The 16,264-nt window shown below is 65.7% G+C and carries 19 protein-coding genes; 5 read left to right on the forward strand and 14 right to left on the reverse strand.

The genetic code is table 11. From position 1 onward, the window contains the following. Nucleotide 1 precedes the first annotated feature (1 nt). Genes BLU18_RS04675 through BLU18_RS04705 form a run of 7 tightly spaced genes read right to left on the reverse strand, consistent with a single transcriptional unit; the run spans nucleotide 2 to nucleotide 8,619 of the window. Nucleotides 2–769, reverse strand: coding sequence for a DUF7289 family protein (locus tag BLU18_RS04675; RefSeq protein WP_092632219.1), 768 nt, complete (start codon nucleotides 767–769; stop codon nucleotides 2–4). Then, nucleotides 762–1,235 carry a DUF7266 family protein gene (locus BLU18_RS04680; protein ID WP_143025226.1) on the reverse strand — a complete coding sequence of 158 codons (474 nt, stop codon included), beginning with the start codon at nucleotides 1,233–1,235 and terminating at the stop codon, nucleotides 762–764. The genes BLU18_RS04675 and BLU18_RS04680 overlap by 8 nt, the downstream gene beginning before the upstream one ends. Further along, a complete protein-coding gene (locus BLU18_RS04685; protein ID WP_092632226.1) occupies nucleotides 1,232–2,500 on the reverse strand; it encodes a DUF7261 family protein in 1,269 nt (422 codons plus the stop codon). The genes BLU18_RS04680 and BLU18_RS04685 overlap by 4 nt, the downstream gene beginning before the upstream one ends. Then, the gene (locus tag BLU18_RS04690) at nucleotides 2,488–3,081 is read right to left on the reverse strand and encodes a DUF7288 family protein (protein WP_092632229.1); all 594 of its coding nucleotides are present in this window, start codon (nucleotides 3,079–3,081) and stop codon (nucleotides 2,488–2,490) included. The genes BLU18_RS04685 and BLU18_RS04690 overlap by 13 nt, the downstream gene beginning before the upstream one ends. A 3-nt stretch (nucleotides 3,082–3,084) precedes the next feature. Next, a complete protein-coding gene (locus BLU18_RS04695) occupies nucleotides 3,085–3,627 on the reverse strand; it encodes a DUF7287 family protein (protein WP_092632232.1) in 543 nt (180 codons plus the stop codon). Continuing rightward, nucleotides 3,624–5,657 (reverse strand): type II secretion system F family protein, encoded by a 2,034-nt coding sequence (locus tag BLU18_RS04700; protein WP_092632235.1) that lies wholly within the window; start codon nucleotides 5,655–5,657, stop codon nucleotides 3,624–3,626. The genes BLU18_RS04695 and BLU18_RS04700 overlap by 4 nt, the downstream gene beginning before the upstream one ends. Before the next feature lies 1 nt (nucleotide 5,658). Next, entirely contained in the window at nucleotides 5,659–8,619 is a 2,961-nt protein-coding gene (locus BLU18_RS04705; protein WP_092632238.1) for a type II/IV secretion system ATPase subunit, read from the reverse strand. A 133-nt stretch (nucleotides 8,620–8,752) separates the two neighbouring features. On the opposite strand from BLU18_RS04705, the gene BLU18_RS04710 reads away from it, so the two are divergent. Beyond that, on the forward strand, nucleotides 8,753–9,274 hold the full coding sequence (locus tag BLU18_RS04710) for a cupredoxin domain-containing protein (protein ID WP_143025228.1): 522 nt from the start codon (nucleotides 8,753–8,755) through the stop codon (nucleotides 9,272–9,274). A 32-nt stretch (nucleotides 9,275–9,306) separates the two neighbouring features. Here BLU18_RS04710 and crcB read toward each other — a convergent pair whose 3' ends face one another. From crcB to tatA, 3 genes are all read right to left on the reverse strand, one after another. Beyond that, nucleotides 9,307–9,669 (reverse strand): fluoride efflux transporter CrcB, encoded by a 363-nt coding sequence (gene crcB / locus BLU18_RS04715; protein WP_092632244.1) that lies wholly within the window; start codon nucleotides 9,667–9,669, stop codon nucleotides 9,307–9,309. Next, a complete protein-coding gene (locus tag BLU18_RS04720; protein ID WP_092632247.1) occupies nucleotides 9,666–10,052 on the reverse strand; it encodes a fluoride efflux transporter FluC in 387 nt (128 codons plus the stop codon). Before BLU18_RS04720 ends, crcB begins: the two co-directional genes overlap by 4 nt. Nucleotides 10,053–10,210: 158 nt before the next feature. Next, nucleotides 10,211–10,486: a twin-arginine translocase TatA/TatE family subunit gene (gene tatA, locus BLU18_RS04725; RefSeq protein ID WP_092632250.1), complete on the reverse strand. Its 276-nt coding sequence runs from the start codon at nucleotides 10,484–10,486 to the stop codon at nucleotides 10,211–10,213. Nucleotides 10,487–10,660: 174 nt separating this feature from the next. Here tatA and BLU18_RS04730 point away from each other — a divergent pair, with 174 nt between their 5' ends. Beyond that, nucleotides 10,661–11,134 carry a redoxin domain-containing protein gene (locus tag BLU18_RS04730; RefSeq protein ID WP_092632253.1) on the forward strand — a complete coding sequence of 158 codons (474 nt, stop codon included), beginning with the start codon at nucleotides 10,661–10,663 and terminating at the stop codon, nucleotides 11,132–11,134. A 39-nt stretch (nucleotides 11,135–11,173) separates the two neighbouring features. Continuing rightward, nucleotides 11,174–11,977 (forward strand): HD domain-containing protein, encoded by an 804-nt coding sequence (locus BLU18_RS04735; protein WP_092632257.1) that lies wholly within the window; start codon nucleotides 11,174–11,176, stop codon nucleotides 11,975–11,977. On the opposite strand, the gene BLU18_RS04740 is transcribed toward BLU18_RS04735, so the two are convergent. The 3 genes from BLU18_RS04740 to BLU18_RS04750 all read right to left on the reverse strand — a co-directional run bounded on the left by BLU18_RS04740 (nucleotide 11,974) and on the right by BLU18_RS04750 (nucleotide 13,475). Further along, complete coding sequence (locus tag BLU18_RS04740; protein ID WP_092632260.1) at nucleotides 11,974–12,876, reverse strand: mechanosensitive ion channel family protein; 903 nt, start codon at nucleotides 12,874–12,876, stop codon at nucleotides 11,974–11,976. The genes BLU18_RS04735 and BLU18_RS04740 overlap by 4 nt on opposite strands. Continuing rightward, entirely contained in the window at nucleotides 12,873–13,121 is a 249-nt protein-coding gene (locus tag BLU18_RS04745) for a YhbY family RNA-binding protein (protein WP_092632264.1), read from the reverse strand. The genes BLU18_RS04740 and BLU18_RS04745 overlap by 4 nt, the downstream gene beginning before the upstream one ends. Nucleotides 13,122–13,199: 78 nt before the next feature. After that, nucleotides 13,200–13,475, reverse strand: coding sequence for a ribonuclease P protein component 4 (locus tag BLU18_RS04750; protein WP_092632267.1), 276 nt, complete (start codon nucleotides 13,473–13,475; stop codon nucleotides 13,200–13,202). Nucleotides 13,476–13,570: 95 nt separating this feature from the next. On the opposite strand from BLU18_RS04750, the gene BLU18_RS04755 reads away from it, so the two are divergent. Together BLU18_RS04755 and BLU18_RS04760 are read left to right on the forward strand one after the other, a co-directional pair. Beyond that, on the forward strand, nucleotides 13,571–14,638 hold the full coding sequence (locus BLU18_RS04755) for a glycosyltransferase family 4 protein (protein ID WP_092632271.1): 1,068 nt from the start codon (nucleotides 13,571–13,573) through the stop codon (nucleotides 14,636–14,638). Between the two features lie 24 nt (nucleotides 14,639–14,662). Next, nucleotides 14,663–15,766, forward strand: a complete 1,104-nt coding sequence (locus BLU18_RS04760; RefSeq protein WP_092632274.1) for a glycosyltransferase family 4 protein — start codon at nucleotides 14,663–14,665, stop codon at nucleotides 15,764–15,766. Here BLU18_RS04760 and BLU18_RS04765 read toward each other — a convergent pair. Beyond that, nucleotides 15,763–16,179, reverse strand: coding sequence for a hypothetical protein (locus BLU18_RS04765; protein WP_092632277.1), 417 nt, complete (start codon nucleotides 16,177–16,179; stop codon nucleotides 15,763–15,765). The genes BLU18_RS04760 and BLU18_RS04765 overlap by 4 nt on opposite strands. Nucleotides 16,180–16,264 lie beyond the last annotated feature (85 nt).

Genomic DNA, 16,264 nt, shown 5'->3' on the forward strand with positions numbered 1-16,264 from the left:
GTCAGTCAATCTGGACGCGGATGGTCGTCCGCGTGATGCGGATGTCCTCCGTCTCGAACGAACACGTGACGGTCCCCGAGCCATCGAGTGGCTGACAGGGCGTGCCGTCCGACATCCCGTCGAGTTCGGTTTCGAAGTATCGCTTCCACGCTTCCGCCCGTCGTGGCTCCGTGTCGACGGTGATTGTCACTTCGTCCGACGGTTCGTGGTGGGCAAGCAGCGTCGTCGTCCCGTGCACGGACCGGACGAGCACCGTCGTCGACCCGCTTCGGCGCTGGACCGTGCCCGTCTGCGATTCGAGCGTCAGGTAGTGAATCACGGTCCGATTCTCGTCGAATCTGAACGGGGGCGTCCGCTGCATCACGGCGCCGCCCTGGTCGACGCGCAGGACGGCGCCCATCTCGTAGACGACACCCCGCGAGAGGTTCCCGCTATCGCCTGCCTGCCCGAACACGACCGGCCTGGACTCCGTTCTTCCGAGCGACGTCCCGTCCGAGAGCGTCACCTCTGAATCCAGTGAGTCGGCAAGCGTGAGCGTCGTCTCCGCGAGTTTGATCTCCGTGGCGCGCGACGGCGCCCCACCGTGGGCGATGTCGAGCTGGTTGTCCGCCAGCACGTCGAAGGCGCGTTCGCCGTTGTCGATGCGTTCGAGATTGCGGGTGTCTTGGAGGCTCGAGAGGCCGAACACCGACACCGTCCCGACGGAAAGGGTGATCAGAGAGAACACGAGGACGAAGCTCAACACCTCGCTGACGGCTCGGTCAGGCATTTCGCACCTCCAACTGCCCCGCCCCCGAATCGTAGTCGACGACGAGCGACCCGCCGGCGAGACTCGTCTCCGCGACGGGCAGTCGGGTCCGAACCATCACGGAGTCGGTGACACCGGAGCGACCGGTCTCCAGGTCGAGTCGGTAGATGTACTCGGGGTACGCCGGGTTGGCTTCGACTTCGACGATGTCGATCAAATACGATTCGCCGGCGACGCGGTCGGGGACGGAAATCCGCAGGGAGAGTTCACAGGAGTCACAGTCCGCGAGTCTGCTGGCGCTCGCCAAGTCGTCGGCGATGGTCTGTCCGATCACCTCGAGTTCGGTGTGGGCGGACTGCTCGCGCTGATTCTGCACCAACTCGCCGCCGGCGACGAGCAGTCCCGTGATGAGGATGGCGGCGATGCCGAGCGACAGGACGTAACCAAGCGCCGTCGACGTGGCCCGGCGGTCGAGAGAGAGCGTCACGGCGAGCACCCCCCGGTGTCGTGTCGCTCCGTCACCTGACGGAGCGAGGCCCCGTCTGACACGCTCCCGTTGACGTACACCGCCGTGTCGTTGGGCACGCCCGTAAAGGTCGTCGTCTGGTCCGTATCACCGTTGTAGGTCTGGTCGGCGATGCCCGTCCCGTTGGAGGCGTACGCCATACTGATGTTGACGGTCCCGACGTCACTGCTGCCGTCCGGATCGGCCACTTTCCAGTCGATGGTGGACGTCTCGCCGGCCGTGACGTTGAACGTCGTGAACGTCGGCCCCGTCGCGGCTGGACCGACCTCGTCCGGCGCGAGTCGGAGGGTCCGCTGGTAGTCGAGGTCCGTCGTCCCGGCGTCGAGGTACGTCGTCGCGGCGTAGATGGCGGGTGTCGTGTACGGGTCGTCGCCGCTCGCCGTGCCGTAGGTCGGCGGACTCGGGGGCGAACAGCTCCCGGGGTAGTTGTCGGCGTCGACGGCGGTGCGAAGCCCCGTCTGGTGGCGGTCGACGACGAGCGAGTATGTGGCCCGAATCTGGTCACCGTTCGTGACCGAGACGTTGACCGGCTCGTCCAAGGGAGCGTCGGTACTCAGGTCCGCCAGTCCGCGACAGTACTCGCCGTCGACGCTCCCGGCAGTGACGTCTATCTGCCCCGCTTCCAACGCGCACGTCGACGTGTCACCCGGGCGCTCGATACGGACGTGCGCGCCGCCGCCGCCGTCGGGTTCGACGATGACTTCGTGAGTCGTGCCGTTGTCGAGTTGGATGTGGACCTCGTCACCGGATTCGACCGAGGAGACGTTGACTTGGAGGCGGAACGCGCGGACGCGTGAATCGTTCACCATAGTCCAGTCCGACTCGTTGGCGCGGTTTGTCAGTCCGGTCGACCGGTTGGCGTCGACGATACGGGTCCCCTGGTAGACGCCGTCTCGCTCGATACCCGCGGCCACGCCGTCGGTCGCGGAGTAGTTGGCGAGGGTGGGTATCAGCGCGTTCGTCACGTCGTAGTAGGTGTCGTTCCGGTCGGCGAAACTGGTCGTATCGCGACGGTTGGCGTGTTCGATAGCGCCGCCGACCCCCTCGACGACGGCCGATTCGAGGCTACTCACCTTCTCGGCGTCGGCGTGAGTCTGTCGCGTCGCCAGGTTCTCCGTGAAGATGACGGAGTTGAGTAGCATACTGAGCGAGAGCAGGATGACTGCGAGGGCGAGCGCACCCACGAGGAGGAGTTGCGCCCGGTCGTGACGCCTCACATCCGCCATACCACCACCTCCACGCGGACGACGTTGTACAGCCCAGTCGTCGAATCCGGTGGGATGTACGTCCGATACGACGCCGACTCGTTGACCGTCGTGTCGGTCGGGTGACCGTCGGCGTCGTAGAGCGGGTGGTCGTCGTAGAGCGACAGCGTTGCCGACGCCGTCGCCGCGTTGTCGCTGGGTTCGCCGCGGTAGATGAACTGCTTGCTGACGAACGTCTGCGTGTCCGTCGTGTACGTGAAGTAGACGTTGAAGGCGACGCCACGCGACTCGAAGGTGTTGAGGAGCATCGCGCCGAACCGCGTCTGGTTGACCTCCGCGTCCGTCGTGTACGCACCCGCCGTGACGCCGTGGAGCGTCCCGTTCGTGTCGTCCCAGTAGGTGACGGCGGCGTCGAGGGCGCCGTTCTCGCGGGCGGCGTCGAGGACGCCCTCCGCCGACGCTTGCTGCTGGTTCTCGATGTGCTGGCTGGCCGTACTGGCCGACAGCGGCGTGACTGCCGTCACCTGCAGGGCGAACACGACGCTCGCGAGGACGATGAGGCTCGCCGCGATTGCCTCCAGCGTGTGGGCTTGTGCGCGCACGAGTTACCACATCCTGACGACGACTGTCGCCGTAATCCCGTCGACGGAGACGACGCGTCGGCCGATGACCGACGCGCCGTTCGGCGGGAGCGGTTCGCCGGCGTCGAGCGCGACCCCACTCGAACACGTATCGGTGTCGCTGACCGTGATTTGGCCGCCGTCGGCACAGACGGGGTACTGACTGCCGCCAGCGGTGTCCGGGTCGCCCGCGACGACGGTCACGTTCGCGTGGTGGCCGCTCGTGAGCGCCACCTGTTCGGAAAGCGGTTCGCTGTCGTCGAAGGCACACCCTGTGTCGGTCCCGTCATCGTCGAAGAAGGCAATCGTACACCGACGGTCGAGCGTCGCGCGGTTCCCGTCACCGTCGCCGTCGAGGAGGTCGTAGACGACCGTATCGGCGACGCGGTCGATGCCCGCAAGCTCTTCCTGTGGCCCGCCGGTGAACGGCTGAAAGATGCCGGGGATGAACGCGACGACGAACGCGACCACGAGAAGGAAGACGCTCGTCCCGATGGCGAAGTCGATGGTCGTCTGGCCGCGACTCATCCAACCACCAACCACACGGCGAGTGCGATTGTCTGCAGGATGACGACGAACTTGACTCCGGACATCAGCCGAGCGGTCCGGATGTAGCCACTGATGATACCCGAGAGGATGGCCTGGAGGGTCACGGCGTGGAAGAACAGAAGAGAGAGTAGCTGCGTGTCGATGTTGCCACCGAACTGCGAGGAGCCACCACCGCCACCGCCGCCGCTTCCCGCCTGCTGAGTCAGCCCTGCCATCACGTCGAGGAACTGCGTCTTCAGGATGGCCATGACTCCGAGCAGGGTGAGATACGTCATCAGGATGATGGCAACCTGCATCCGGGTCCGGGACCGGCGTTCGCGCTCGATGTCGTCTTGGTTCTCACTCGCCTGCGCGGCCGTCGTCAGCACCTGCGTGATCTGACTCGACGCCTCCTGTGCCTTCCCGATGAGTTTGACCGTCCGCGCCAGTCGCGGCACGTGGTACTTGTTGTTGAACTCGATGAGCGCGTTCCGCAGACTCATGCCGTAGTTCACCTTCGCGTAAATCACGTCGAACTCGTCTGCGAGCTTCCCGGAGGACGTGTCGGCGACGGTCTGAATCGACTCCAAGAGGGTCTGGCCCGTGTCGTTGGCGCTCGACAGTTTCCGGAGGTTGTCGGAGAGCTTGCCGGTGATGGCGGCGCGAGCACGGACGTTCCACTCGTGGAAGACGCCGAGGGGAATGAGGGTGAGATAGAGCGGGACGTACAGCCAGACGAACGTCCCCCAGACGGGTGCCTGCACCAGACCGTCCCACGTCGTCGGCGCCGCGCCACTCACCGCGGCGAACCCGACCAACACGAGCGCAGCGGGCACGGTCAACGCGAGCGTGAACCCGGGATGGTTGCGGAAGAAGAGGTGTGGCTTCTGGAGCAGCTGCTTGGTCTGGAAGGTTCCCTCGCGGAATTTGATGCGGTCGAAGATGCCGAACTCGCCCACGTAGTTCTCGATGAGGCCGAGGCTGAACAGGCCGTCGTTGGACGCTCGTTGCGTGCGGTCGTTCCCACCTGGCGTTTCGAGGTAGCCGTCACCGGGTTCGTCGCGTTTCACCGTCGACACCAACACCATGAACATCACGCCGGTGATGGGAATCAGGCCGTAGACCGTCGCGAACAGCATGAACGACTGGGCCTCGCCCAGCATGCTCATGATGACGAGGATGATTATCAGCAGCAGCGGGAACAGCGAGAGCGTCATGTACATCTCGCCGAACAGTTCCAGCGTGTCGAGGGTGACCTCCTGTTGCTGCTTGGCGGTCCGCATGTGCTTGTCCTTCTTGTCGGAGAGGAACGCCTGCATGTTCCCGCCGGAGTTGACGATAGACAGCATGTCCGTCAGGAACTGCGAGAGGTCGTCGCTCGGCGTCTCGACGGCCTGTTGCTGGATGGCGTTGCGGTAGTCCGTCCCGAAGTACTCCGTCTCTTGGACGATGCTCTGGAACTCCCGTGCGACTTCGCCGTAGGTGTCGTCGGCGCGCGCCATCGCCTCCAGAATCTCAAGTTGATTGAGTCCCCCGACCGACAGCGCGTACATGAACGAAATCGAGTCCGAGAGCAGCATGTTGATTTCGCGCTCCCGGGAGGAGGCTTTCGAGTAGGGGATGGCGATGAGCGTCCCGAACCCCGTCGTGAATCCGATGGAGCCGGCGAGGATACCGACGATACCGATGGCGAGGGGGACTTTGAGACGTTCGAAGATGGCGACGACCGTCTCGTTGGGGATGCGCGCACCCGTCGAGAACGTCTCCGGGGTGACGATGCCGAACGCGAAGAGGCTGTAGCCGAGGAGCGTGCCAACTATCCAGAGGACGCCGCCGAGGAGGACGCCGACCGCGAGCGCTCGCGACAGGTAGAGTTCGACCGTCGTCGCCATCCGCGCCTGCACGAGCTTCGTCTCGACCTCGCTCACGAAGTCACCATCGTCGTCGAATATCAGCTGGTACAGCGGGTAGAACAGGTCACCGAGGCTGTCGACGCTGCGGTCCAGTCCCCCGGCAGAGTCCAGACTCACGTTAGCCCTCCGTGTCCGCGTCAGCGTCGGTCACGTCACCGAACCCCCACTCGTCTACGTCCGCCGTGTCCGCCGCCTCGGCGGCCGAGTCGTCCGTTTTCTCGTCCTCGTCGGATTCGTCCTCGTCCGAGTCGTCGGTCGCGCTGGTGTCGAACTCGCCTGAATCGTCGGTCGCGCTGGTGTCGAACTCGCCTGAATCGTCGGTCGCACCGGTGTCGAACTCGCCTGAATCGTCGGTCGCACCGGTGTCGAACCCGTCCACCGACTCGTTGCCCTCGGTCGACTCCCCGACCGACGCGGCACCGTCGTCGAAGGAGATGCCGTAGTCATCCTCGCCAGCGCCCGTTTCGCCACCGAACGAAATCTCCTCGTCAAGGTCGGCCGAGCCACCGGTGGCCCCCATCTCCGTTCCCGTCTCCGTCTCTGGGACGGGGTCTGGATCAGCCGATTGCTCGCCCGCCGGTGATTCGTCGGGTGACGTGTCGGGGGACGCCTCGTCTGGAGACGTATCGGTCGATTCCTCGTCCGCGGGGGCGTCCTCGCCCACGTCGGGCGTCGACGACGGCGTCGGGTCGGGCGTCACGTCCGGTTCGGGAGACACGTCCGAGAGCGCCGTCTCGATACCGGGCACGGCCTCGCCGCGGTACTCCTCGAGCAGTTCCGTCTCCGCGCGTTCGAGGATGTCCGCACACCGACCCAGTTCCTCCTCCGCCGGGTCCGGGCGCGGGACCATCGCCTCCTTCTCGGGGTCGATGTCGATGAGGACAGATTCCATCTCGCGGAGGTCCTCCAGGCTCCGTTCGAGGTGGTCGTTGGCCATCAGCGCGAGGATGGTCTCCTCGTCGTTGATGAACGCCTGCACCGTCGCCGCCACTTGGGTGTAGGTGTTGAGTCCGTTCTCGATGAGGTACGCGAGGACGACCTGCCGTTTGAACAGTTCCTCCTCCAACGTAGCTCGAGTCCACCCGCGGTCGAACCGAATCTCTTCCAGGGTGTTGGAGTTGCTCATCCGGAGGAACTCGTCCGTTTCGGCCTGCCACTGGTAGACGTCCTGAACGTTGATTTCGTCGTTCTCGGCGTCGTAGAAGTTGATTTCGGTGAGGTTCTTGTTCCGGCGCACCTTCCGCCCGCCCACGCGAGTCTGGGTCTGAATCGACACCAGGTCCAGCGCGGAGAACATGGTCTTCGAGACGTTGATGGGTTCGGTCGTGAATCGCTTCAGCACCTCACCAACGGAGTCGGCGTGGAAGGTGGTGAGCGTGGTGTGCCCGGTCGACATGACCTGGAAGAGGGTCCGCCCCTCTTCGCCTCGAATCTCGCCCATGACGATGTACTCGGGTCGCTGGCGGAGGGCGGCCTCCAGCAGGTCGAACTCGTCGACTTCGCCCTGTTCGTCGTCGGAGAAGGAGGGCCGCGTGACCGACGCCACCCAGTTGCGCTGGGGGAGTTCGACCTCGCGAGTGTCCTCGATGGAGACGATTTTGGAGTTCGAGGGGATAAAGAGGGAGACGGCGTTCAGGCTGGTCGTCTTCCCCGACGCCGTCCCGCCCGCGAAGATGAGCGACTTGTTGTTCTCGATGGCGAGCCACAGGTACGCCATCTCCTCCAGCGAGAACGTCTTCCAGTTGATGAGGTCGACTGGCGTGAACGGCACGTCCTTGAACTGCCGGATGGTGTAGTTGGTGCCGTGGTCCGACACTTCCTTCCCGAGAGTGAGCTGGGCACGCGAGCCGTCGGGGAGGGTGGCGTCCACCTGCGGGCGACGCTTGCTGATGCCCTTCCCCGACCGCTGGGCGAGTTTGACGACGAAATCGTCGAGTTCGTCGTCGCCGTGGTAGATGTTCGAGATGATCTGCTCGTAGTCGCTGTGGTAGACGAAGACGGGCGAGTGGTAGCCGTCACACGAGATGTCCTCGACGTTGATGTCGTGTTTGATGCCGTCGATGCGCTCGTAGCCGATGAAGTCCCGCTTGAGGAAGTAGAGCAGCTTCTCGACTTGGTACTCCGAGAGGTCGTCGGGGTCTTCCTCGATAATAGCGGGTTCGGGGCGGACGCTCAGGCCGGACAGTTCCTCGTCCACCTCCGTCGTCGCCGGCCGCCAGCCGAGTCGCGAGAGGAGCCGTCCGACCGTCCCCTCGGCATCCTCGACGCCCGCACGGCGGGCGATGGTGTCGAGGAGGCTCGTCCCATCGGTCCGAGCGTAGAGGTCGTACCGTTCGAGCAGGTCGTACGTCTCGTCTTGGATGACGCGCTCTCGCTCGTCGAGGCCGCTCGCCACCTCCACGTCGGCGTATTTGATGGCGTTCTGGAGTTTGGTCGTGAGGAACTCAAGGAGGTCGTCCTCGATGGGCGTCGTGTGGGGCTGGATAACGTAGTACTTCTTCTCGTTTTCCTTGCTCGACTGGAAGATGACCACGAACGCGTAGGGTTTGTTCACCCAGTAGCGGTCTATCTCCCGGAAGTGGAGTTTCTTCTCCAGCGGGACGGTTTTCTCCAAGTCGTAGCGGTTGGTGACCGTCGTGGTGCCGAACTCGGTGGTGAAGAAGGCGTCTTCGTCGAGGTTCTCGTCCACGTCGACCGTCCGCTCGTCGACGACGTCGTCGAGTTGGGCGCCGAGATTCTGGGCGTACGACAGCACGTTTTCGGTCTTCTCGGGGTCGAATCCGAGGGCGTCGCTCGGGTCGAACGGCACCGGCTCCCCTTCGCTGTTGGTCGGCGGCGTCCCGTCGTCGTCGTAGTAGAACTCGGCTTTGTAATCCTCCCACGTCCAGAGGTCCTTGACGACGGGCGTCCCGGCCTCGAGTTCTTGGGAGACGACGGCGTTGAGTCGGGTCGCCGCCGCCTCGCCGGCTGCGAGTAGTGACGCGAGGTCGGTGTCGTCGTTCCCGGGATGACCCTCGCTGTCGGCGACTGCGCCGTCGAACTCCGAACTGACGGAGCTCTCGGCGTCGTCGATAGCCATTGTGCGAATGACGGCGTTCACGAATATAAACTCTGTTGGCCGATCTAGGTGGTTGATAATCGAACAGACGTGCGCCGATTAACCTCGAATGTTTTTTGAAGGGGTATCGCTAAGCGCCTTGCACGACCGAACCATGACATATAGTCGCAGGAAGATTGTGGCGGCGGCAGCTGGACTCGTCGGATCACTCGCTGGTTGTTCGAGCGGTGGAAACGGTGGCGAGGGCACGGCAACGTCGACGGCGACGGCGACGGAGGAACCCACGGCGACTGCGACGGCGACGCCCTCCGGCCCGCCGGAAGACGCGCCCACGTTCACGGTCACCAACGAGAACAAGACGTTCATCCCCATGGTCGCGGAGGTGGACCCGGGCACCGTCGTCGAGTGGACGACCGAGAGCCTGAGTTCCCACAGCGTCACGTCGATGTACCCGTCGGCCTCGGAGAGCGGGCGGAGGGCATGGAACCCCGAGGTTGCGTCGGAATGGGAGATGAACGAGGACATGGGCGGCGAGCCAGTCACCCACTACTTCCCCGAACCGGGCGTCTACGAGTACAAGTGTAACTACGACTTCGGTCACATCGGCGGCTGTGCGGCCGTCGTGGTCGGCGACCAGGACTACGACCAAGAGATGCTGCCCTGCGAACCGCAGTAACGGTCCTTGGGGTCGGTCACCCCGTCGACTTCTCACCCGACTAGTGCAAACGCCAGCCAGACGCTCCCGAGAGCGCCGGCAAGCGTGCTCGCGGCGTACCACGTGGCGAGGCGTCGCGCACCCGTCTCCCACAGCTGCACCACGTCGACCGAGAACGACGAGAACGTCGTGTACGCGCCACAGGCACCCGTCCCGACCAGATACTGCACGCTATCGGGCGCACCGAGCGCGGTGACGAGGCCGAGGACGAACGCGCCGACGACGTTGACCGTGGCGGTGGCGTACGGGAAGCGACGGTCGTCGAACACGCGCAGGCCGCCGACCCACTGTCCCGTGAGATGGCGCAAGACAGCACCGACGGCCGCGCCGGTGCCGATCAGATACGCCGGATTCATCCCGCCACCCCCGCCAGAATGCGGGCCAATCGCCGACCGAGGAGGACCGCGGCGAATCCGAGTGCGTACGTCGCGCCGACGTAGGTGAGACCGGCCGGCGTCGGCGACTGGATGACTTCGAGCGCGAACGTGCTGTAGGTCGTGAACGAGGCAAGAAATCCCGTCGCAACGGCGTAGCGAGTCTCGCGAGCGAGCACGCCCGCGAGTTCCGCCTCGTAGACCACGACGCCGAGGGCGAGACAACCGAGGACGTTGGCGGCGAGTGTGCCACCGAGGCCGGGAATCGCGAGCGCGAAGGCGTGTCTGAGATTGGCGCCCGCGAAGCCACCGAGGGCGACGAGACAGAGTACCTCCAGCGTCTGGAGGGGTGCGGATTCACTCATCGTGGGGGACGGCGGACGGATGCCGGCGACCGAGCGGTGTGCGGAGGAGAGCGAGCGCGATGCATACCCATCGACGGTGGAGCGAGCGTACAGTCGTTACGGTTCAGAGCGATGCCGCTGGGCGGTGAAAAACGGAGAAAGGGAGAGAGGCCGTGGAATCAGCTCGACTTCTCGGCGTCGGCGGTCGACTCTGTGGACGACTCCGTGCTCGACACGTCGCTGTCGGCGTCGGCGCTGGACTCCTCGGCGCCCTCCTGCAGTTCCTCCTCGATCTCCTCGCGGCCGCGTCTGAACTCACCCATCGCCTGCCCGGTCGAACGGGCGAGCTTGGGGATTTTGTTCGCCCCGAACAGCAAGACGAGGACGAAGAGCACGATGAGCAACTCCGGCCCGCCGGGCAACCCGGGGAACAGTGGCACGATTGCGTTTTGCATCACTACCACCTGCTAGCCAGTTCGCAATTATAGGCTTTTTGCTGTCCTGACTCTCGCAAAACGGGGGCGACCCGAGTCGCCACTCACGAGCCGACCGACCGACACGCTCCCCGCGTAGCACGTACGAATCGCCGGCAGCCGAGGGTATATACAGCGGTCGACCAACGGATAGCTATGCTCGACACTGGCGACGAGGCACCCGATTTCACCGCTCCGCTCGCGAACAGCGACGTCGAGACGTTCACCCTCTCGGACCACCTGGAGGAAGCGCCAATCGTCCTCGCCTTTTTCCCCGCGGCGTTCACCGGTACCTGCACTACCGAGATGTGTACGTTCCGGGACCAGTTGTCGAACTTCGAGGATGTCGGCGCGACGGTGTACGGAATCAGCGTCGACCTCCCGTTCACGCTCAACGAGTTCCGGCGACAGAACGACCTCAACTTCGGCCTCATCAGCGACGAGCGACGCGAACTGATCGACGCGTACGACGTGGAGACGACGTTCTCGCCGCTGGATATGCGCGTCGCACAGCGGTCCGTGTTCGTCGTCGACGGCAACGGGACGGTGACGTACGTCTGGCGCGGGAGCGCGAAAGACGAACCGGACTACGACGCGGTGCGAGAGGCGGCCGCCGAGGCACGGCGCTGAAGCCAGCGCACTTTTTTCCGCCGACGCGAAACGACCCGTATGAGCACGGACGATGACGGCCGCTACACCTATGACCCCGACGCCGACCACGCCTTCCCCGACGAGCGACTGAATCGCGTCCTGTCGACGCTGCTCGACGACGACGAGGTGACGGCGTATCTCGAAGCCCAGAACGTCAACGCTGTCACGCGAAAGGAGTACAACGACCACGGCCCGAAACACATCGACATCGTCCGCAACCGTGCGCTCCGCCTGTACGAACTGCTGAAGCGCGCGGACGTGCCGTTCAACGGCGCGAGCGACCAGGGCCTCGACGAAGCCGACGAACCCGTCATCGTCGCCCTCGCGGCCACGCTCCACGACGTGGGCCACGTCGTCCACCGTGACCGCCACGCCTACTACTCCATCCCGCTGGCGGCGGACCTCCTCGACCGACTCCTCCCCGAGTTCTACGACACGGCCGACGCGGTGCGGGTGAAAGCCGAGACGCTCCACGCCATCCTCTGTCACCACACGGAGGAGGACCCGCTGACCCGCGAGGCCGGCGTCATCCGCGTCGCCGACGCCCTCGATATGGAGCGCGGGCGGTCACGCATCCCCTACGAGAAGGGCGGGCGTGGCATCAACACGCTCTCGAGTCAGGCGATTCGCAACGTCACGCTCGCCGAAGGCGAGGACGCGCCGGTGCTGGTCGAAATCGAGATGGTGAACGCCGCGGGCGTCTACCAGGTCGACAACCTGCTGAAAGAGAAACTCGAAGACTCGATGCTTGAGGAGTACGTCCGCATCGTCGCGATAAACACGAAAGAGGAGAGCGGGCTGGTCGAGCGAATCGAACTCTAGTCGTCGACGACGCGTTCTTCGGTGACGCCGTCGAGTTCGAGGGAGCCACCGAGCGTCCGGTTGGGGTAGGGGATGTTGATTCCCTCCGCGTCGAAGCGCTCTTTCACCGTGGTGACGTACTCGCCGCGAGTCTTCACGAAGTCCGCACGGCTCGGCTCGTCGATCCAGATACGAGACTTGAGGACGACCGAGGAGTCACCGAGTTCGGTCAGTCGGACCGTCGGCGCGGGGTCGTCGAGAATCTCCGGGTGGGCCTCTGCCTCCTCCAGAATTATCTCGTTCGCCAGTTCGATGTCGTCGTCGTAGCCGATGCCGAAGGGCACCTGCAGGCGAAGCTGTTTCTTCGCGACGGGATTCTTGATGACGCCGTCGGTGAGGTGGGAATTGGGCACCGTCAACAGTTCGTTGTCGAAGGTTCGGACCCGCGTGACGCGGAAGCTGATGTCCTCAACGATGCCGGAGTTGCCGTCCCACTCGATCCAGTCGCCGATGCGGAACGGCTTGTCGGTGAAGATGAAGATGCCGGCGACGAAGTTGGCGATGACGTCCTGCATGGCGAAGCCGATGGCGAGCGTCGCCGCCGCGGCAATCGTCGCCAGCGACTGCAGGAAGTTGCCGTAGCCCGCGAACCCGAACGCGATGGCGATGCCGGCGAAGACGACGATGACGAGGAGGAGCTTCCGAAGCGGTCGGCGAGCGTGCACCTCCAGTCCCCGCGAGTTCATCACTCGGTCCGCGAGGGGGATGACGACGACGCGGCCGATGAGGTAGACGATGGCGAGGGCGACGACGAAGGCGATGGCCGCCCCGAGGGTGTCGGCGTACGGAACGCCGCTGTCGGCGAGTAGCTCCGAGATGATGCCGCCCCCGTTACCGGCCTGGAGGGGCGTGGCGCTCATCGATACAGCACCGCGGTGTTGCCCCGCGTCTCGACGACCGACGAGTCGGTCCGCTCGGCCAACTCGTCGGCCAGCGACGGCACGTCCGTGCCACCGCGGGCCGACCGCAGGAACTTCACCTTCACCAGCTCTCGGTCGGTCAGTTGGTCGTCGCACTCGTCGACGACCGCGTCCAGCCCGCTCTTGCCGACCCACACCGTCACGTCGAGGTCGTGGGCCTGCTTGCGCAGCGCTTGCGTATCCATAGGCCGAACCTGGTGCCGAATCGGTTTGAAACTTTATACTACCGTCCTCGGGGAGAGTGTCGGCATGAGTCGGCGGTATCAGTCGTACGGATACCGGGCCGTCTCCCCGCAGTCACATCGGACGACGACGTGACCGTCCTGCAGGCGGACGCGAGCGTTCCGCCCCGGGAGCAGGTAGGTGTCACAGGCATCGCAGGTGAACCGCCGGAACGAGCGCGGGAGGGTGAGGCGGTTGCGCTCGGCGATGCGACGGGCGAGGCGGACGTACTCGCGGGCGCGGTCCTCGTGGCCCTCGGCGACGGCGTCGCGGGCGAGCGCCGCCAGTCGGTCCACGCGCTCCTCGGGAATGCCCATACACGGCGCGGGGCGCCGGGTGGCAAAGGCCTTCCGACCACGGCCGCGCTCGCGCTATCGGTAGCGTCAAGAGCGTCACCGCGCAATCGCCGCCCGTGCGGGTGTTGAACTACCTCGAACTGGCGGAGCGACTCGACCGGAGCGGCATCGGCACCGCCGCCGACCAGCAACGGGCCGCGCTCGCGACGACCGACGTGTCGGTCGTCACGTCGCCGTGGCGGGGCGAGTCACCCGTCGGGACCGCCGCCGCGGCCCTTCGTGGCCGGGGCGCGTTCCGCGACTACGACGTCGCCCACTGCAACATGATCGGACCGGGAACCGTCGCCGTCGCTCGCCACGCCGCCCGGACGGACACGCCACTCGTCCTCCACGCCCACGTCACCGCCGAGGACTTCGCCGAGAGCTTCCGCGGGTCGACGTATCTCGCCGGGCCGCTGGGTCGCTATCTCCGCTGGTTCTACTCGCAGGCCGACCTCGTGCTCTGTCCGAGCGCGTACACGAAGCGCATCCTCGAAGCCTACCCCATCGACGCGCCGATTCAGCCGATAACCAACGGCGTCGACACCGCGTCGCTGGCCGGGTTCGAGGACCTGCGCGAGGAGTATCGCGAGCGGTTCGACCTCGACGGCCTCGTCGTTTTCTCCGTCGGCAACGTCTTCGAGCGCAAGGGGCTGACGACGTTCTGCCGTCTCGCCGAGGAGACGGAGTACGAGTTTGCGTGGTTCGGCCCCTACGACTCGGGGCCGCAGGCCTCCGAGACGGTCCGGCGCTGGACGAAGAATCCGCCGGCAAACGTCACCTTCACCGGCTGGGTCGACGACAAGCGCGGCGCCTTCGCCGCCGGCGACGTCTACTGCTTCCCGACCAAGGCGGAGAATCAGGGCATCGCCGTCCTCGAAGCGATGGCGTGTGGCAAGCCGGTCGTCCTCCGGGACATCCCCGTCTTCGAGGAGTTCTACACTCACGGTCACGACTGCCTGAAATGCGAGACGCGAGCGGAGTTCCGCGAGGCGCTCGACCGCCTCGCCGACGACCCGGACCTGCGCGAGCGACTCGGGGCGAACGCGAAGGAGACGGCGGCGGAACACTCGCTGGAGCGAGTGGGCGAGAAACTCGTCGACACGTATGAGCGCGTGCTGGACGAGGAAGTCACAAACGATTAACGGCTGCTCGCCGAAACGGAGCCAATGCGTTCGGTCGCCGTCTTCACCGACACCTACCTGCCGACGGTCAACGGCGTCACCTACGCCGTCAAAGCGTGGCGCGATTGCTGGGCGGAGCGCGGTGGCCGGATGGACATCGTCTACCCCCGGACCGGCGGCTACGCCGCCCGCGCGGGCGAGTATCCCGTCTCCAGCCTCCCCTTTCCCTTCTACCCCGGCTTTCGACTCGGCACGCCCGTGATTCCGCGCCGGGTGCGCGACGTCGACATCGTCCACGCGCACACGCCGTTCGCCGTCGGCCTCGCGGGGCTTCGACTCGCGCGAAAGCGTGACCGCCCGCTCGTCGCCTCCTATCACACGCCGACGGCGGAGTACGCGGACTACGTGGCGCCGACCGAGGCCATCGAAACCGGCATCGAGCGGATTAGCGAGCGCTACGAGCGCTGGTTCCTCGACCACGCCGACGCCGTCCTCACGCCGAGCGAGGCGACGGCGACCCACCTCACCGACGAGGTGGGTGTCTCGACGCCCGTGACCGTCATCCCGAACGGCATCGACCTGACGCAGTTTCAGCCCGTCGACGGCGCGGCATTCCGGGCGCGCCACGGCCTCGACGACGCCGACACGCTCGTCGGCTACACGGGGCGGCACGGCTACGAGAAGCGCCTCCAAGACGTCATCGACGCCGCCGCCGAGCTCGACGTGACCGTCGTCTTCGGCGGCGACGGGCCAGCGCGAGACGACCTCGAACGGCAGGCGACCGAGCGCGGTGTCGACGCTCGCTTCCTCGGCTTCCTCGACCGCGCGGACCTCCCCGCCTTCTACAGCGCACTCGACGCCTTCGTCTTCCCCAGTCCCGTCGAGACGCAGGGCCTCGTGGCGCTGGAGGCGAACGCCTGCGGCACGCCCGTCGTCGGCGCCGACGAAGGCGCACTCGCTGATACCGTCGAAGACGGCGTGACGGGGTATCACTTCGAGACGGGCGACGTAGCGTCGTTCCGCGACGCGATTCAGCGGACGCTGGCGGAGCGGGAGGCACTCGGAGAACGGTGTCTCGAACGGCGCGAGCACCACGGGGTCGACCGCTCGGTCGACCGCCTCGTGGACGTGTACGACCGCGTGAGTTAGTCGTCTTCGATGGCCTGCGCGATGCGCTGCAGCTGCCGCGTGGCGTCACGGACTTCGTCGCGGAGCTGACGCACTTCGCGGACGAGTTCTTCGTTGCCGACCGAGTCCTCCTCGGCGCCGCCACGGCCGCCACCCATGCCCGGCGGGCCGCCACCGCCGCCCATTCCGGGGGGACCGCCGCCCATGCCGCCGGGGCCGCCACCGCCCATCATGCCACTCATCATCTGTGCGAAGGGGTTGCCGCCGGGGCCGCCCTCGCCACCCATCATCTCTTCGGGGTCGGGGCGCTCGCCCTCTTCGCGCTCTTCGGCGCGGCGCTCGCGAATCTCCTCGACGCGCTCGCGGAACGACTTCTCCTCGCCGTCGGCCTCGCCACCCTCTGCACCGTCGTCGTTGGGTTCGTCGTCTGCCATGCCAGCGAGTTCGCAAGCCACGCCGAAAAGGGTTGTCGTCTCCCGAGTCGCGCGCGACCGAACCGGTTGCGTTTTTATCGACGGA

Origin of the sequence: Haloplanus vescus, from assembly GCF_900107665.1 — an archaeon.
GTDB classification, from domain to species: domain Archaea; phylum Halobacteriota; class Halobacteria; order Halobacteriales; family Haloferacaceae; genus Haloplanus; species Haloplanus vescus.